This is a genomic window from Nocardia sp. NPDC050717 (genome assembly GCF_040654275.1).
GTDB lineage: Bacteria > Actinomycetota > Actinomycetes > Mycobacteriales > Mycobacteriaceae > Nocardia.
This window is the reverse complement of record NZ_JBFAHR010000004.1, coordinates 355,848-371,849: the sequence shown is the minus strand read 5'-3', so window position 1 is coordinate 371,849 and position 16,002 is coordinate 355,848. Positions and strand designations below refer to the sequence as shown.

Genomic DNA, 16,002 nt, shown 5'->3' with positions numbered 1-16,002 from the left:
GCGGCGGCAAGTAGCCTGTGGCGGTGAGACCGATGGACACGGCGCCGGGGGCGCCCGCACGGCCGGGAGTCGCCCTGGCGGCGGTTGTCGCCGTGGTTTTCGTGACCTTCCTCGACACCACCGTGGTCAGCGTCGCGCTCGGCGCGATCCGGCGGGAGATGAGCGCCGACGTCACGTTGCTGCAGTGGGTGGTCAATTCCTACACCGTGGTTTTCGCGGGGTTGATGCTGGCGGGTGGTTCGCTCGGGGACCGGTTCGGCCGCAAACGCGTGATGATGGTCGGCCTGGTGATCTTCTGCGCCGGATCGGTGGTCTCGGCGCTGGCGAGCAGCGTCGCGGTGATCATCGCGGGTCGCGCGATCATGGGACTCGGCGCCGCGGCCTCGGAACCGGGCACCCTGTCGGTGCTGCGGCACATCTTCCCGGGCGAGCGGTCCAGGGCGAAGGCGGTCGGGGTGTGGGCGGCGGTCTCGGGGCTGGCGCTGGCGGCGGGCCCGGTGCTCGGCGGCGTGCTGGTCGACACCTGGGGCTGGCGTTCGATCTTCTGGCTCAACCTGGTGATCGGCGCGGCGGCGCTGGTGGTCGCGCTGTGGTCGGTGCCGGAGAGCGCCGATCCGCGCCAGGAACCGGTCGACTGGGCCGGAGCGCTGCTTGGGGCCTTGGCTTTCGGGTCGCTGATCTACGCCGCGACGGTGGGGCAGGACGAGGGGTACACCTCGCCCACCGTGCTCGGCCTGTTCGCACTCGGTGCGCTCGCGCTGGTGGCGTTCGTGTTCGTCGAGCGGCGCGCGCGGGCGCCGATGCTCGAATTCGCCTATCTGCGACTGCGCGTCGTGCGCGGGGCGCTGGTGGTGTCGTTCGCCGTCTACTTCGGCATCTTCTCGATCTTCTTCTTCACCGCGCTGTATCTGCAAGTGATGCAGTCCTATTCGGCGGCGCGCACGGCGGGGGTCTTCACGCCGATGGCCGTCACCATCGTGATCGGATCCCTGGCGGCGGGGTACTGGGTGGCGCGGCGCGGGGCGCGGATACCGATGATCGTCGGCTGCGTCGTCGGCGCGATCGGCATCCTGCTCACCCGCTACGAGCTGTCCGGGACGCTGCACGATCCGTCGCTGGCGGCCGCGATGGCCGTGGCAGGCATCGGGTTCGGCATCGCGGTGGTGCCGTTGACCTCGGCCGTGATGTCGGGTGTCCCCGCCGAGCATTCGGGCATGGCGGCCGCGGTGACCAACACGATGCGCCAGGTCGGCGCGGCCTTCGGCGTCGCGGTCCTCGGCGCGGTGGTGAGCTCGTTCCTCACCGGCGACCTGAAGGCCAGGATGACCGAACTGGGCCTGCCCGCCACCCTGCAGCCCGACGCCATCCAGGCGGTCGAGCGCGGCCGCATCCCGGAGGGTGTCGACATCGGGCCGTATCTGCAGTACCTGTCGAAGGTGAACGAGGTGCTCGCCACCGGCAAGGTCGCCTTCCATCACGGCCTGGACGTGGCCCTGCTGGTGTCGGCGGTGATGATCCTGGCCGCCGCCGCGTTCACGGCCCTCGACAGCGAACGACCACGCGCGAAGGCGAGCTAGCCCCCTTCGGAGGGACCGAGTTCACCTGATGGTGGTCTCCGTCCGCCATGCTGGACGCGTGACTGTGTCTGATGTCGCGCCGGTGCGCGGCAGTGAGTATTCGATTCTGTTGCGCCGGATCAGGGCGGCGGGTCTGCTGGATCGGCGGGTGCCGTACTACGCGTGGAAGAGCGCGCTCACCGCGGCGGCGTTCGTCGCCGGGTGGGCGGCGTTCGCGGTGATCGGTGATTCGTGGTGGCAGCTCGTGGTCGCGGCGTTCCTGGCGGTGGTGTTCGCGCAGTGCGCCTTCCTCGGCCACGACGCCGGACACAAGCAGATCTTCTCCTCGCGGCGGGCCAACTACCTCTACGGGCTGATCGCGGGCAACCTGGCCATCGGGCTCAGCATCGGCTGGTGGACCAGCAACCACAACCGCCACCACGCCCATCCCAACACCGAGGGCGCCGATCCCGACGCCATGGGCGTGCTGGCCTTCTCCGGGGAACGCGCCGCGGCGGGCCGGGGCTGGCGCCGATTCGTCTTCCGGTACCAGGCCTGGCTGTTCTTCCCGATGTTGCTGCTCGAGGGTGGCAGCCTCCACCGCTCCAGCGTGCGCGCGGTCTTGCGCTGGCCCATCCCCAATCGGGTCCTGGAGGGCACGCTGCTCGCCGCGCACGGCGTACTGATCCTCGGCGCTCCCTTTCTCGTCCTCTCCCCGGGGAAAGCGTTGGCGTTCATCGCCGTTCAGCAGGGCCTGTTCGGGTTCTACATGGGCTGCACCTTCGCGCCGAACCACAAGGGCATGGAGGTGCTGCCGGCGGGCGACAACACCGACTTCCTGCGCAGGCAGGTGCTCACCTCCCGCAATGTCCGCGGCGGTCTGCTCGTCGACACCGCCCTCGGCGGCCTCAACTACCAGATCGAGCACCACCTGTTCCCGTCCATGCCGCGAGCCAACCTGGGCAAGGCACAGCCGATCGTCGCCCAGTTCTGCCGCGAGATCGGCGTGCCCTATTGCGAGACGGGCCTGTTCGAGTCCTATGCCCAGGCGCTCGCCCACCTGGACGAGGTGGGCCGCCACGCCGCCGCACCGCGCTGATCAGCGGCCCGCGTCAGGTGATAATCGCGGGATGCCCGGTGCTCGCCGGGCCGGTGGAAGGTGGAGCGATGACGGTTGTCGGGCTGATCTTCGTCGGCGTGGCCGTGCTGTTGCACGGCTACATCTTCGTCATGGAGTCGCTGCGGTGGACCCACCCGCGGACCAGGGCGACCTTCGGGATCTCCGCGGCGCAGGCCGAGGCGACCCGGGAGATGGCGTTCAACCAGGGTTTCTACAACCTCTTCCTGGCGATCGTCGCCGCGGTGGGCATGGGCTTCACCATGTTCGGTGACGCCGGGGTCGGTCTCGCGCTGGTGCTGGCCGGGGCGGGCTCGATGGTCGCGGCGGGCGTGGTGCTGCTCGCGTCCTCGCCCGCCAAGGCCCGCCCCGCCCTCATCCAGCTCGTTCCGCCGCTGATCGGCTGTGCCGCACTGGTTCTCGCGTACCTGTGATCAGGCGAACGCGAACAGCGGCGGGATGGTGAGGACCACCGCGGCGGCCCAGCTGCCGTAGACCGGGACGTAGCGGGTCTGCCAGCGTTCGAGATCGGCGAAGCGGTGGGTGCCGCGCAGGAAACCGAAGGTCAGGCGCATCGACCAGACGAGGTTGACCAGCAGCACCACGTTCATGCCGAGGGCGACGACCTTGTTCGGCGTCGAACCGAATTCGGCGATGCGGGTGAGCATGGCGGCCAGCATCACCACGTCGACGGCCAGCGCGCTCACCACCAGGACGAGCTGGACCCGGTCGAAGAAGCCGGGCGGGGCCAGCGGGTCGCGGGCCGAGATCGTGTAGAGCAGCAGGCCGAGGACCAGCACCAGGATCAGGTCCATGAGGATGAGCAGTTCCCGGTCGACGTCGAGCACGCTGCGCGTGGTCGCGAACGCCACGAGCAGCGCCAGCAGCATGAGAATCGTCAACGGGGTGAACACCCTGGTCAGGACGGGAGCGATGTTCTCGACCACATTCTGCTTCGCCTCGACCAGCCACGCCGCGACGACGACCGCGCCCGCCGCGCCGAACGGCAGCACCCAGTCCTCCAGCACCGGCTCGATATCGATGTCGAGGGTGCCGAACGCGCCTGCCGTCAACCCGATCAGCACGCCGCCGCCCAGGGCCAGCAGGGTGAGATAGACGAACCATTCGCCGGTGAACCGGATGAAATCCATCCGGCGGCGATCCGAACGCCAGTCACCGCCCACGTAGGCGAGGCCGACGGCGAACCACAGCGCGATCGGCGCGTGGATCGCGGCGATCACCTCGGTGGCGCTGTCGCGCTCGAAGGGGTAGAGATTCAGCACCAGCGCGGCAAGCGCGAACGGAACGATCAGCGCCGCCGCGACTCTCGCGCTCACCTGCCGTTTCCACGCGAAATACGCGGCCAGGAACGGCAGGATCAGCAGACTGATGTTCAGGCCGATCGCGGATTCCGACAGCAGCGCGAAGCCCGCCTTCACGGCCAGTCCCGCGCCGACGGCCAGCGCGAGCACGACGGTCAGCTCCCGATTGCCTTGCCGCTCGGCCTCTTCGGATTCGGTGGGCACGAGAACGAGCTGTTTCCACAGGCGTTCGGAATGCTCGCGGGCGAACTCGCGGGATATGGCGTCGAGGCTGCCCATCCGCTTGACGGCGACGAGGAACGCCTCGTCGCCGGTGAGCCCGCCCCGCTGGAGCGTCGAGACCTGTTCGCGCAGGTGGTCTTCCATCTCGTCGACATCGGCGACCGAGATCGCCCGGTGCCGCTGGACGTAGCCGCGCCACTGCTCGATGTGGGCCTGCAGTTCCGGTTCGGTGTCCGTCATGCCCATCCCTTCGCCACGGTCGGTGGCAGCACCGTGCTGCGCCACACCTGGTCCAGCGCCTCGGCGACCACGGCCCATTGCGCGCGCCGCTCGGCGAGGGCCGCGCGGCCCGAGTCTGTGATCAGATAATGCTTGCGCCGCCTGCCGCTCTCGGACGTGCGCCAGGCCGAAGTGACGTGGCCGAGCCGCTCGAGCCGGTGCAGCAGGGGATACAGCATGCCGTCGGTCCACTGCATCCGCCCCCGCGAGAGCTCGTTGACCTGCTCGAGAATCGCGTACCCGTACGACTCGCCCTCGGCGAGGATGCCGAGCACCAGCGGTGTCGCCGAGGCCGCTACGAGATCTTTGTCTATCCGCATCGGACTCCTATACCTAGAACCTCTAGGTCATAACCTAGCAGATCTAGGTATGGCGACGGATGATGCTTGTGTTCAGTAACGATCCGAGGGTGCCGGATCGATACGGCAGGTGGGTATTTCACCACGAGTGGAAGGAACGCGAATGGCTCTACTGACCAAGTCGAAGATCGCCGGGATGGCGGCCGCGCTGGCCGCGGTGGCGGGGACGATGGTCGCGGGCGCGGGCACGGCGAGCGCCCTGCCCAGCAGCCTGGTGGGCATCAACTGCATGGCGATCAGCCCCAATATCGTCGACGTGCCGTACAGCAACCAGGTGATCGTCTCCTATATCCGCGACGTATCGGGCCTGCCGACCTTCACCGTGCATTCGGGTGCCAGCATCTGGGGCTACCAGTCGCATCCCACGCTCACCTGGACGAATCTGGCGACCGGAGCCTCCGGTTCGCTGTCCGGGCACACGAACATCTCCTCGATGTTCGGCACCGGCGGCAACGTCTACTTCACCGATGTGCCCACGGGCACCGGCCCGGTGCGCCTGGACCTGTCGATCGTGAACACCGGCCTGGTTCCGGTCCCGCCGGTCAACTGTTCGGGGACCACCGACATTCTCTGAGCGAGCGTGCCGTTGTTCGGCCGAGGTCGCCCGTGTCGCGGGCGACCTCGGCCGTTTTGTTGTAATGTCAAGGGGTGCAAGAGATCTCGCTGATACGTGGGCGAGGGTGATGGTTTGTCACCCTAGGGTGAGGATCGTCGAAAACGGCCTAACAGGGCTTCGTGGGGCCCCGATGGAGTGAGCAGAACGCGCGAACGGGCGCGGCGACACGGAATCGAGGACGTCATGAAGAACGTAGTGCGGATGAGCGCGCTGATCGTCGCGGCCGCGGCGGCGGTCGCGGGTTGCACCGGTGACGGTGGTTCGACGGGTTCGGCGCCGACTTCGGCGAAAACCGCTGTCACGACTCCGGCCCCGACCGGTGGTGCGCAGCCCACGGGTGGGCAGGGAGCGACCGGCGGGCAGGACTCGTCCGGTGGGCAGGGTTCGACCGGTGGGCAGGGTTCCTCGGGCGGGCAGAACGGCGGAGCGACGCCGGACACGACGCAGGTGTCCCAGCCCCCGGCCGGTGACGACATCAGCGGACCGGGCAAGTGCATCGACATCACCTCGACCGGCGTGCGGAACGCGCTGGCCCGGCTGGGCGACGGCTGGCACGCCCAGCGCGGCTCGAACGACATCCCCGGCCAGTGCGCCGACCTGCTCTGGGTACAGGCGGTCGGCGGCAACTCCGCGGGCGCGCCGATCCATGTGCTGTTCTTCCACGACGGACAGTGGCTCGGCACGGCCACCTCCGAGCCGTACGCGTTCACCTCGGTGGTCGGCTACACCACGAATGTCGTCACCGTGGAATACAAGTGGCTCGCCGGTGACGAGCCCTTCGCCACGCCCCAGGGCGGCCCGGTCGCCATCCACTACACCTGGAACGGCTCGAATGTCGTGATGAGCGGCCCACTTCCGCGCGAAGTGACCCAGCCGCAGCGCTAGTCTGCCCGCCGCGACGGCTGGCAGGATGAACGCCGTGCGTTTCACCGTGGCCGCCGTCGTGTCGATGACGGCGGCCGTCCTGCTGACCGGCTGCTCGCTCTTCGCGGAAGGGCCCGACCAGGACGAGCGGGACAGCTGGTCGCGGGTGATCGAGTCGGCCGTCGAGGCCCTTCCAGGAGTGGACGGCGCCGCGCACGCGTTCGAATACCACCCGTACGGCCCCAATTCGTACTACACCTCCCTGCTCGACGTGCGGCTCGCGGACGGCGTCACCCCGGCCGACGCCGCGTCGGTCCTGCATGTGATGGCTGCCCAGCAACTGCCGCCGCACTATCGAGGCGACACGACCATCGTCACGATCCGCCGGGTGTCCGACTCCTATCGTGGGAGCTGGCCGTTCGGGCGGAACGTGGCGGAGCAAGCGAACGCGGCAGCTAACTGGACCCGGGTGTCCTCGGCCCAGACCGGTGCGGAGATCCACTGGTCCGGCGGTGTCAAGACCACCGCGGACGCGGACGGACCGGCCGGATCCATCAGCGTCCGAGCGGGATCCGAGGCCGAACCCCAGCGCGCGACGGCGGCGATGCGCCGCATCATCCGGGACTTCCCGGAACTGGCCGCCAACAACTGGACGGTGTCGCCCACGCACGGGGAGAGCATGTCCGAGCTCTACTCGACCCTGGCGCCGAGCGTGACCCACATGGACCGTCGCCCGCGCTTTCCCACCGACGGCGAACTCGAACTGTGGGAGTGGTTGCTGACCGATCAACCCGCTCCGTTCGTCGCCGAGGTGTCGGTGTTCGACCCGCCGACGACCGCGGGCCGCACGCTGGCGATCACGGTGTTCCCCCCGCTCGGCGAGGAATTCGACGCCGAACAGACGACCCGACTGGCCGAGAGGCATCTTCGCCACCTGTCCGAGCGCGGCGGCGTGGTCGACTACAAGATCATCAGTCGCGTCGGCCCCGATCTCGCCGTCGTCGTCGGCGGCGGGTGCCCCGAACCGGGGCGCGAGGTCACCCCGGAGTCCGAGCCCTTTGTCAGCCGGTACGAACGCTGCTAGGGCCGCGGCCCTGGGCGGGGTCCGAGTGCAAGACGAGGACGGTGATCTCGCTCGGCGCGAACACCCGCAGTGGGGGACCCCAGAAGCCGGTGCCGCGGCTGGTGTAGAGCTGGGTGTTGTTCGCGTGCCTGCTCAGACCGGCGACGACCGGCTGGTCGAGGCGCACGAGATAGTGGAACGGCCAGATCTGGCCGCCGTGGGTGTGCCCCGAGATCTGCAGGGCCACACCGGCCGCCGCGCTGTCGACGATCTGCTTGGGCTGGTGTGCCAGCAGGACGACCGGCAGCGCGGGGTCGGCGCCGGCGAGCGCGGCGGGCAGGTCGGGTCCGTGGCCGGGGAGGCCGGTGCCGGTCGGGTCGTCGATGCCCGCGATCACCAGCCGATCGCCGTCGCGCTCGACGACGCGGTGTTCGTTGCGCAGCGGCTGCCAGCCGAGCCCGGCCATGTGGTCGATCCAGCCCTGCGCGTCACCGAAGTACTCGTGGTTGCCGGTGATGTAGAAGCGGCCGAGCGGGGCCTCGACGTGGGCGAGCGGGTCGACCTGGGCACGACGCTTCGCCACCGAGCCGTCGGCGAGATCACCGGCGTGGCAGGCGATATCGGGCCGCTGGGCATTGACCACCTCGACGACCCGCTCCGACCAGCGCAGCCGGTCCAGCGCCGCGAAGTGGGTGTCGGTGACCACGACCACGCGCAGTCCGTCGAGACCGGGAGCCAGGCCGCGCAGCGCGACGTCGACGGTGCGGACCCGGGGCACCCGGCGCGCCTCGTACCCACCCCACGCCAGCAGCGCGAGCGACACGATCGACACCCCGATCGCCACGGCCCTGGCGGCCACGACGCCGTCGACGCCCGCGACGGCCAGCGCGCCGCGCGCGAACAGGCCGAGCACCGACCACGAGAACAGCACCCAGAGCACCCCGAGCGAGACGTCACCGACGATCACCGCCGGGTCGGACTGGGCGGGGCCGTGCCCGAAGTACATCGCCGCGGGCAGGCACAGATAGACGAGCAGGCACGCGGCGGAGCCGATCCAGAACAGCGCGCCCGTCCCGCCCGACGGCGCCGCGACCAGCGTCCACCACGGCAGCGCGACGAGGATCGCCGGAACGAGCAGGATCAAGATCAGACGTACAGCGAATCTCACGGGGTCCCGTTCTGCGCAGGGGGCCGCCCCGCCGAGGTCGCGGCCAGGAATAGATCATCCAGCCTAGCGCCGCGCCGGCGAGCTGCCACGAGACGCCGGTCACCGCCGTGAGCAGGTGAACCGGCACAGGGGAATCCGGGTCGCGACAGGGCCGCGCGGCGGCGGATAGCCTGAGGGCACTCACGGGGAGTGCGAAGGAGTGACGATGGAGTTCGAGCCAGGGGCGATCCTTGCGGGATACCGCATCGAACGCAGGCTCGGCGGTGGGGGAATGGGCGCGGTGTACCTCGCGGCGCATCCGCGGCTGCCGCGCCGGGACGCGCTGAAGGTGCTCGACGCGCGGCTGGCGGTGGAACCGACGTTCCGGGCCCGGTTCGAGCGGGAAGCCGATCTGGCCGCCCGCCTGCGTCATCCCAATGTCGTGCAGATCTTCGACCGTGGCGTCGACGGTGACCGGTTGTGGATCGCGATGCAGTTCATCGACGGTGTCGACGCCGCCCACCTGCTGCGGCAGGGATTGTCGGTGCTCACGCCGGCGCGTGCGGTGCGCATCGTCGCCGAAGCGGCCAAGGGCCTGGACTACGCGCACCGGCAGGGACTGCTGCACCGCGACATCAAACCGGCCAACCTGCTGATCGCGCGCGGCGACGACGGCGCCGACGAAGTGTTCGTCACCGACTTCGGGATTGCCCGCAGCATGGGTGAGACCACCAGTCTCACCTCGGCGGGGTCGGTGCTCGGCACCCTCGCCTACGCGGCGCCGGAACAGCTCGAAGGCGCGCCGCTGGACGAGCGCACCGATGTCTACGCCCTGGGCGGCACCCTCTACGAGCTGCTCACCGGGTTCGTCCCGTTCCAGCGGGAGACGCCGGGCGCGATGATCAGCGCGCACCTGCTCGAACCGCCGCCGCGGCCCTCGGTCGGCAACCCGGTCCTGCCGGTCGCGCTGGACGCCGTGATCGCGCGTGCCATGGCCAAGAACCCCGACGAGCGGTACGCCAGCTGCGGGGAGCTGGCCGACGCTGCGGTGGCGGCGCTGTCGGGCCGGACCGTCAGCGGGGACACCGCGGTGCTGGCGCGTCCCGCTCCGGCGGAGGCGCCGCGCTCGTCACGGACACGGAAGATCCTGTTGCTCGCCGGTGCCGCCGCCGCGGTCGCCGGGGTCACCGCGGCCGGGGTGCTGACCGCGGTCAACCGCGGGTCCGCGGGCGACGGCAGCCCCGCTCCGGCCGCCCAGATCGGTGCGGTGCCCGGCAGCCCGACCGCCGCGACGGTCCTCGGTCCCTGGTTTGCCGATGTCCGCGACGGCGACCTGGCCGAGCTCACCCGCAAGTGCTGGACCCAGCCACCGGCCGAGATCCCCACGATGTACGGCGATGCCACCCGGATCGCCGACGCGCTGCGCAGCCCGGGGAAGACGGAGGTGACCGGCCCTTACTGGGAGAGCGGCGCGATCCGGATCACTTTGCCGCCCAGTGAATTACGGTCCGAGTACGGCTGCCCGTTCGTCACCGCTCCCGGTGGGCGGGCGCTCTCCGACGAACAGGCCCGCTACACCGCCGAGCGGTACCTGAGCCGGGTGGTCGGCGATCCGGTGAATCCGGCCGACGTGGAACCGAACTATCCGCTCGTGTGCGCGGGCGCCCGGCTCGGCTCCGCGCTGTCGGGGATCCGCCGATTCGAGGACAAGGCGCTCGGTGTCGCCCGTCGTTCGGTGCTGAGCGCGACGGTCGACGCGCCGGTCACCGGTGCGGACGGCGCCGCGCACGAGGTCGTGCTGACCCTCGACGACGGTGTGCACGGATTCTGCGTCAGCCAGGTCGAACCCGCGAGCTGAGCAAGCGAACTGCCCCGCATCGGTTTTCGAGGGTGTCCGTGCCGCGCGGGGCGCGCTATGCTGCCCGGCAGGACCCGCGCGCAGGCTGTGCCGCGGCCGGGTGGAGTGGGGAAGCGGCACTGCCGCACAACGGGAAAGGCCTGAACAGCGATCATGCGTGGCGTAACCATGGGAGGGGCGCTGCGGCGCCGACACGGCTCGCGCGGGCTCCGGCGCGGGGTGGCGGTGGCCGTGGCCGCGGCGGTGTTGCCGCTGGGCGCGTCGGTGGCACCGGCGACTGCCGACGCCGATCCGTCCGCGATCGACTTTTCCGTCGAGTCGTCGATGGGCACCATCAACACCCGCATCGTGCGCGCGGCCGACGGCAACACCGACCGGGTGGTCTACCTGCTCGACGGTGAACGCGCCGAGAACGATCTCAACGGCTGGGAGAAGCACACCGACATTCCCGCCAAGATCGCGAAGTTCAACATCAACGTGGTGATGCCGGTCGGCGGGCAGTCCAGCTTCTACGCCGACTGGGACCAGCCGAGCAGCTTCAACGGCGTCAACCCGGACGGCTCGGCGCTGCCGAGCGCCGATTCCGGGTCGGCCATCGGCGGCTGGGAGGACACCCAGGGCAAGGTCAACACCTACCAGTGGGAAACCTTCATCACCGAGACCCTGCCGAACGCGCTGCAGTCGCGGCTCGGGTTCAGTGCGACCCGCAACGGTGTGGTCGGACTGTCCAGCGGTGGCGGCGCGGCGCTGATGATGGCGGCCTACCATCCCGAACAGTTCACCTACGCCGGTTCGCTGTCGGGCTACCTGCACATGACCATGCCGGGGATGCGTGAGGCGCTCGGCGCGGCGATGATCGCCAGTGGCGGCTACAACATCGAGGCGATGGCGCCGGCGGGGAGCGAGAAGTGGAAGCGGATGGACCCGTACGGGTTCGCCGAGAAACTGATCGCCAACAACACCCGGCTCTACATCTCCGCGGGCAGCGCCAAGCCCGCCGACCAGGACCTGTCCTCGGTGGACGCGATCACCCAGGGCATGCCGCTGGAGGCGATCGCGCTGGCCAACACCCGCTCCTTCGAAAAGCGCCTCACCGCACTGGGTTACACCAATGTCAGCTACGACTTTCCCGACATCGGTATCCACAACTGGGGCACCTGGGAACAGGTCGCCATCCGCCTGATGCCGGACATGGCCCGCAATATCGGCAAGCCGCTCCCCGCAGGCGCGACCCCGCCCGGCGGCGGCGAGCCCCCGGCGGGCGCGCCGGGTGAGCCGCCGGCCGGTGGTCAGCCGCCCGCGAAGTAGGACTCCCACCGAAGACCGCCGCTCTGATCCGGGGCGGCGGTCTTCTGCTGTCCGGGGGCGTGGAGTCCCTCGGAGTTCGCGGCAGGTCCTGCCGGTCGCGGCCATCTGCGCCTGGATCTCGGCAGAGCGGTCCGCGGTGTAGGTGGTCCGGCGGGTCGAGCGTCACCGCTGGCCCGCCGAGCCGTGGACGGCGGGGCAGCGGCGTGGTTGGCGAATCAGCTTGTCCTGATGGGGCTTTCGGCGGACCAGCCCCAGGTGCTCGCCGTGCGGACGGTGAGTTCCGCCGGTGGGGCGGCGATCAGGCGGGTGAGGCGTTGGAGTTCGCCCCAGTCCCGGGTCCAGTCGTCGGCGAGATAGGCGGGGATGGTGCGCGACTGCATGAGCAGGCCGGTCCAGCCGAGTGGGCCGCCGCCGGTCTCGCCCTGCCAGGTCTCGGAGACCTGCGCGTTGAGCTTGTCGGGCTGGATCCGCCACAGCGGCATCTCCGCGACACCGCTGCGGTGGTCGAAGGGCCGCTGGCACGGGAAGGCCAGTCCCACATGCCAATCCGCGAGCACGGGATCGGTGGTGCCGACGACCGTGTTCAGCGCCGACATTTTCGGCAGACGCGGGGGAGTGACGGCCAGCCACCGCATCGGATCGGGTTCGCCCGACTCCGCGACCAGCCGCACTGCCGTCGTTCCCGCGGGTACGGTGTCCAACCCGATCGGCAGATTCCGCCATCCTGGTGCGCCGCCGACCGACGGTGGCGCCAGCTCGCCCAGCGGCGTGACGGTGCCGTCGTCGGCCCGGCGCGCGAACTCCACCCGCAACCGCTGCCCCGGCATCGTCGAACCGTCCGGCGCCGTCGACTCGATCCGCCCCGCCACAGTCAGCACCAAGACGCGGTGAGCCGGATCCCGCTGCACCGCAGCCAGATCCAGGCGATACCACTGCGTCGTCAACTGGCTGCGCTGTGGCGCGCCGGTCGAGTAGCTGCCGAGCACTGGCGTGCGTTCCGGAACCAGCCCGAAGGGGAGCGCGACACTGCTCCCGTTGACACCGGAGACACCTTGCGGCGCGCCACCGGGGGCCGACGCCGTTCCGCCCGGTGTGCCGCCGGGGGCCGACGCCGTTCCGCCCGGTGTGCTGCCGCCGGGGGTCGACGTAGACCCGCCCTGAGTGCTGCCGGCCGGGCCACCGGGGCCTGAACCCGTTCCGCCTGGTGTGCTGCCGCCGGGGGTCGACGTAGACCCGCCCTGAGGACTGCCGGCCGGACCACCGGGGGCCGATCCACCAGGAGCGGATCCACCCGATCCTGGTGACGAAGCCCCGCCCGACCCTGGGCCGGTACCACTCGGCCCACCCGGAGCCGCCGCCCCTGGAGCATTCGCGGAGCCGCCACTCGGGCCTAGACCACCTTGCCCACTGGGAGGTGCTCCGGGACCGCCGGGGTTCGAACCGCCCGGTGCGGTCGGCGAGTTGCCGCCGCCTAGCCCGCTCGGAGGCGCCCCGCCCGGACCGCCGGGGGTCGAGCCGCCGGGGGCGGGACCGGAACCCGAGGGGGGAGCGGAGGATTGGCCGGGGCCGGGGTCGGGGGCGAGGCTACCCACGCCGTTGGGGGTGAAGCCGGTGTTGGCCGCGGCGAGGCCGTCGGCCACTGTGCCCGTGTACGGCGTGAGAAGGGAATCGGCTGTGTTGGTTTCGACGAGGACGTCGTCGGCCATCGCGCACCGATCACCCGCCAGCGTGCGCACGTTGGACAGCCCGACGGAATAGGCCGGGTACTGCGAGATCGCCGCGGTGGCCAACGAGCCCACCTCGAACAGCACCATCGCTGCCGCGGCGGCGGTCAGCGGTGCCACCACCGGCAGCGTGACCCACCGGGACGCACGACCGCCCGCTTCGCGCGTCACCTGGCCGGGCGCACTGCCGGCCGAGGCGGAAGCCGGTGTCTCGGCTGGGACGGCCGAGGCCGAGGAATGGTGGGCGACCACGGTGGACGCGGCATCGGTGCGGGTCGGGCCGTCGGCTCGGTGGTACTGCCAAAGAGCGAGCAGCAGCGTCAGGCCGGTGGCGAGGAGGAACAGCGTGGCGACCTCTATGCCGCCGAGAGCGGGGGCGCGGTCGGGCCAGGGGACGCCGTACCCCGAGACGTACCAGTAGCCGTTGGACCCCGTCGCGCTGACGGCCAGCAGGAACAGGACCGCTGCGGCGAAGAGGGTGCGAACGGTGCGCGCGCGGATCACGGTGCGGCTCAACGCCATCGCGGTCACCGCGGCCAAGGCGGCGGCGAGCCCGGCGTAGACGCCGAAGTGATGGGTCCACTTGGTGGGGGTGAACATCATCAGCAGCAGGGCCATGACGGTGACCGCCAGCACGCGGGCGACCGGGCCGCGCGCGGTGGCGGGAATACGACCGCCGTGGCGCACGGCGGTCAGGACGCCGACCACCAGGCACAGGAGCATGGCGAGGACACCGAAGCGGCGGGTCAGCGAACCGTCGGGGTTCACCGAGAGCAGCGAATCCCAGCGGGTGCGTTCCTCGAACCAGGACATGTCGGGGCCGACGAGCTGCCGGACCCGGGTGGCCTCGAGCACCGTCGAGAAGGTCTGGTCGGCGAAGACCACGATCAGGACCACCGTGCCCGCCGCGGCGATCGGCGCCAGTACCGCCGCGTAGCGGACCAACGCCGGTCCCGATCCGGCATCGGCCCGGGCGACGATCGTGCGGATCACCGGCCGCGACCCCGCGAGAAGGGCTGCGAGACAGATCAATCCGGTCGGACCGGCGGCCAGCGAGAACGCCGCGATCAGCACGGCGACGGCGGCGGGCAGCAGGCGCCGGGTGGCGATGGCGCGCTCCATGGAACACCAGGTGAGCAGCGCGCCGACCGCGATGAGCGGTTCCGGGCGCAACCCGTTGTTGTAGGGCAACCAGAGCGAGAGGAACACCAGGGCCGCGGTCCAGCGGGCCGGCGTGCTCGCCGCCACCCGGGAACCCAAGCGCGGCAACACCTCCCGGCTGAGCACCAGCCAGCACACCAGACCCGCGAGCAACGCGGGCAGTCGCATCCACAGACCGGCCTCGCTGACGCGCGTCATCAGTGCGAGCACCTCGTACGGCCAGCCGAACGGCGCCTCCGCGACCTGGAACCACCGGTAGTAGTTGGCCGTGTACCCGGCCTCGCGCGAGGCCCGCGCCATGGTGAGGATGTAGCCGTCGTCGGAACTGTTCGCGCCGATCACGTGCCACGCCACGAGGGTGCCCACGACGGTCGCGTCGAGGCCGGTGGGCCGCCACCAGTGGGCGGGCAGCACCCGCCGCGCACGTCGACCGTCGCGAATGTCACCGCGATGCAGGCAGATCAGGGCGATCAGGGTGCACAGCACCGCACCGAGCATCGCCGCGAGCTTCCACCCGCTCGGGCTCGACGAGAACCGGGCATCGATCTCGGCGCGCACCCGCGCGTCGCCCATCCGCGCCCGGTCCAGTTCGGTGTAGACGCCGACCATCTGTGGCCGCACATCGGCATTGACGGTCGTCCGCATCGGCGTCCCGTCGTCCCGAGCCATCCCGGTGAGTTCGGCGGTGGTGCCGGTCGCCGTCGACGTGATCGTCAACGCCCCACAGGCCGCGGCCACGTCTTCCCTTGCGCCACCGGCATTCCCGGATCCAGTGGACCCGCCGGGGTTCGACCCACCGGGCGTGCCCGGGCCGGTGGGCGCGCTGCTGTTCGGTGGTGTCGCGCCTGGTGGTGGCGCGTCCGGGGGAGGTGCCGTTCCCGCCGGGGCCGCTCCGCCGGGCACGTTCGCGGGTCCGCCGGATTGGCCGGCGGGTGGTGTCGCGGCGGGCCCCGCACCACCGGCGAGATCGGTGACCGGAACGCTCAGCAGCAGGCGGTCCCGCAGGACGACCGCGAGGGTGCGGCCGGTGTCGGGGCGGTCCTCGATGCGGGCGACCAGGCCCTTCGACCCGGCGCGCGGCGCTTGCGGTGGCACCGTTGACAGCACGGTGCCACCGGTCATGTCGCGCAGCGCGGTGCACGGCACGCTCAGCTCGAGTGACAGCGGCACGTAGTCCACCAGCGGCGCGCTGAGTTGCAGCGACTGCGGTTGCGGCCAATCCAGGCTCACCCGTTCCTGCCGGACCGGCAGGAACGGCGCAGCCACCGCCAGCACGAACCCGAGGACCCCCGCCACCAGACCGATCACACGCATCCGGCCGAAGCCGGAAGAATCTCCACCCACGAGCACCGATGCTAGCCACGTTCGCCGGATTCGGGCGTATCGATACCGGACCGGGTGCGGCG

At 70.7% G+C, this 16,002-nt stretch carries 12 protein-coding genes; 8 read left to right on the top strand and 4 right to left on the bottom strand.

The window, feature by feature from the left end:
- Positions 1-32: 32 nt before the first annotated feature.
- From AB0H56_RS12270 to AB0H56_RS12260, 3 genes are all read left to right on the top strand, one after another.
- Positions 33-1,577 carry an MFS transporter gene (locus AB0H56_RS12270; RefSeq protein ID WP_357161278.1) on the top strand — a complete coding sequence of 515 codons (1,545 nt, stop codon included), beginning with the start codon at positions 33-35 and terminating at the stop codon, positions 1,575-1,577.
- A gap of 58 nt (positions 1,578-1,635) precedes the next feature.
- Positions 1,636-2,655, top strand: a complete 1,020-nt coding sequence (locus tag AB0H56_RS12265) for an acyl-CoA desaturase (protein WP_357161086.1) — start codon at positions 1,636-1,638, stop codon at positions 2,653-2,655.
- 68 nt (positions 2,656-2,723) lie between these two features.
- Positions 2,724-3,107 (top strand): DUF1304 domain-containing protein, encoded by a 384-nt coding sequence (locus AB0H56_RS12260; protein ID WP_357161083.1) that lies wholly within the window; start codon positions 2,724-2,726, stop codon positions 3,105-3,107.
- Here the strand turns inward: AB0H56_RS12260 and AB0H56_RS12255 are convergent, their stop codons facing one another.
- Positions 3,108-4,457 (bottom strand): permease prefix domain 1-containing protein, encoded by a 1,350-nt coding sequence (locus tag AB0H56_RS12255; RefSeq protein WP_357161080.1) that lies wholly within the window; start codon positions 4,455-4,457, stop codon positions 3,108-3,110. It abuts the gene before it with no gap.
- Positions 4,454-4,816, bottom strand: a complete 363-nt coding sequence (locus AB0H56_RS12250) for a PadR family transcriptional regulator (protein WP_357161077.1) — start codon at positions 4,814-4,816, stop codon at positions 4,454-4,456. The genes AB0H56_RS12255 and AB0H56_RS12250 overlap by 4 nt, the downstream gene beginning before the upstream one ends.
- A gap of 142 nt (positions 4,817-4,958) precedes the next feature.
- Between AB0H56_RS12250 and AB0H56_RS12245 the strand changes: the two genes are divergently transcribed.
- The 3 genes from AB0H56_RS12245 to AB0H56_RS12235 all read left to right on the top strand — a co-directional run bounded on the left by AB0H56_RS12245 (position 4,959) and on the right by AB0H56_RS12235 (position 7,419).
- A complete protein-coding gene (locus AB0H56_RS12245; protein ID WP_357161074.1) occupies positions 4,959-5,429 on the top strand; it encodes a hypothetical protein in 471 nt (156 codons plus the stop codon).
- Positions 5,430-5,654: 225 nt separating this feature from the next.
- Complete coding sequence (locus AB0H56_RS12240; protein WP_357161071.1) at positions 5,655-6,356, top strand: LppP/LprE family lipoprotein; 702 nt, start codon at positions 5,655-5,657, stop codon at positions 6,354-6,356.
- A 25-nt stretch (positions 6,357-6,381) separates the two neighbouring features.
- Positions 6,382-7,419: a hypothetical protein gene (locus AB0H56_RS12235; RefSeq protein ID WP_357161068.1), complete on the top strand. Its 1,038-nt coding sequence runs from the start codon at positions 6,382-6,384 to the stop codon at positions 7,417-7,419.
- Here the strand turns inward: AB0H56_RS12235 and AB0H56_RS12230 are convergent.
- Positions 7,397-8,566, bottom strand: a complete 1,170-nt coding sequence (locus AB0H56_RS12230; protein WP_357161066.1) for a metallophosphoesterase — start codon at positions 8,564-8,566, stop codon at positions 7,397-7,399. The genes AB0H56_RS12235 and AB0H56_RS12230 overlap by 23 nt on opposite strands.
- A 205-nt stretch (positions 8,567-8,771) precedes the next feature.
- On the opposite strand from AB0H56_RS12230, the gene AB0H56_RS12225 reads away from it, so the two are divergent.
- Both AB0H56_RS12225 and AB0H56_RS12220 read left to right on the top strand, forming a co-directional pair.
- Positions 8,772-10,403 carry a serine/threonine-protein kinase gene (locus tag AB0H56_RS12225; protein WP_357161063.1) on the top strand — a complete coding sequence of 544 codons (1,632 nt, stop codon included), beginning with the start codon at positions 8,772-8,774 and terminating at the stop codon, positions 10,401-10,403.
- Between the two features lie 168 nt (positions 10,404-10,571).
- Positions 10,572-11,711: an alpha/beta hydrolase family protein gene (locus tag AB0H56_RS12220; RefSeq protein ID WP_357161060.1), complete on the top strand. Its 1,140-nt coding sequence runs from the start codon at positions 10,572-10,574 to the stop codon at positions 11,709-11,711.
- A gap of 215 nt (positions 11,712-11,926) precedes the next feature.
- On the opposite strand, the gene AB0H56_RS12215 is transcribed toward AB0H56_RS12220, so the two are convergent.
- Positions 11,927-15,940: an arabinosyltransferase domain-containing protein gene (locus AB0H56_RS12215; RefSeq protein ID WP_357161057.1), complete on the bottom strand. Its 4,014-nt coding sequence runs from the start codon at positions 15,938-15,940 to the stop codon at positions 11,927-11,929.
- Positions 15,941-16,002: the final 62 nt, after the last annotated feature.

Excerpts from the sequence above, each read along its gene's own strand:
- AB0H56_RS12270 (WP_357161278.1), top strand. The coding sequence starts at position 33 with ATGGACACGGCGCCGGGGGCGCCCGCACGGCCGGGAGTCGCCCTGGCG.
- AB0H56_RS12250 (WP_357161077.1), bottom strand. The coding sequence starts at position 4,816 with ATGCGGATAGACAAAGATCTCGTAGCGGCCTCGGCGACACCGCTGGTG.
- AB0H56_RS12260 (WP_357161083.1), top strand. The coding sequence starts at position 2,724 with ATGACGGTTGTCGGGCTGATCTTCGTCGGCGTGGCCGTGCTGTTGCAC.
- AB0H56_RS12245 (WP_357161074.1), top strand. The coding sequence starts at position 4,959 with ATGGCTCTACTGACCAAGTCGAAGATCGCCGGGATGGCGGCCGCGCTG.
- AB0H56_RS12255 (WP_357161080.1), bottom strand. The coding sequence starts at position 4,457 with ATGACGGACACCGAACCGGAACTGCAGGCCCACATCGAGCAGTGGCGC.
- AB0H56_RS12220 (WP_357161060.1), top strand. The coding sequence starts at position 10,572 with ATGGGAGGGGCGCTGCGGCGCCGACACGGCTCGCGCGGGCTCCGGCGC.
- AB0H56_RS12235 (WP_357161068.1), top strand. The coding sequence starts at position 6,382 with ATGAACGCCGTGCGTTTCACCGTGGCCGCCGTCGTGTCGATGACGGCG.
- AB0H56_RS12225 (WP_357161063.1), top strand. The coding sequence starts at position 8,772 with ATGGAGTTCGAGCCAGGGGCGATCCTTGCGGGATACCGCATCGAACGC.
- AB0H56_RS12240 (WP_357161071.1), top strand. The coding sequence starts at position 5,655 with ATGAAGAACGTAGTGCGGATGAGCGCGCTGATCGTCGCGGCCGCGGCG.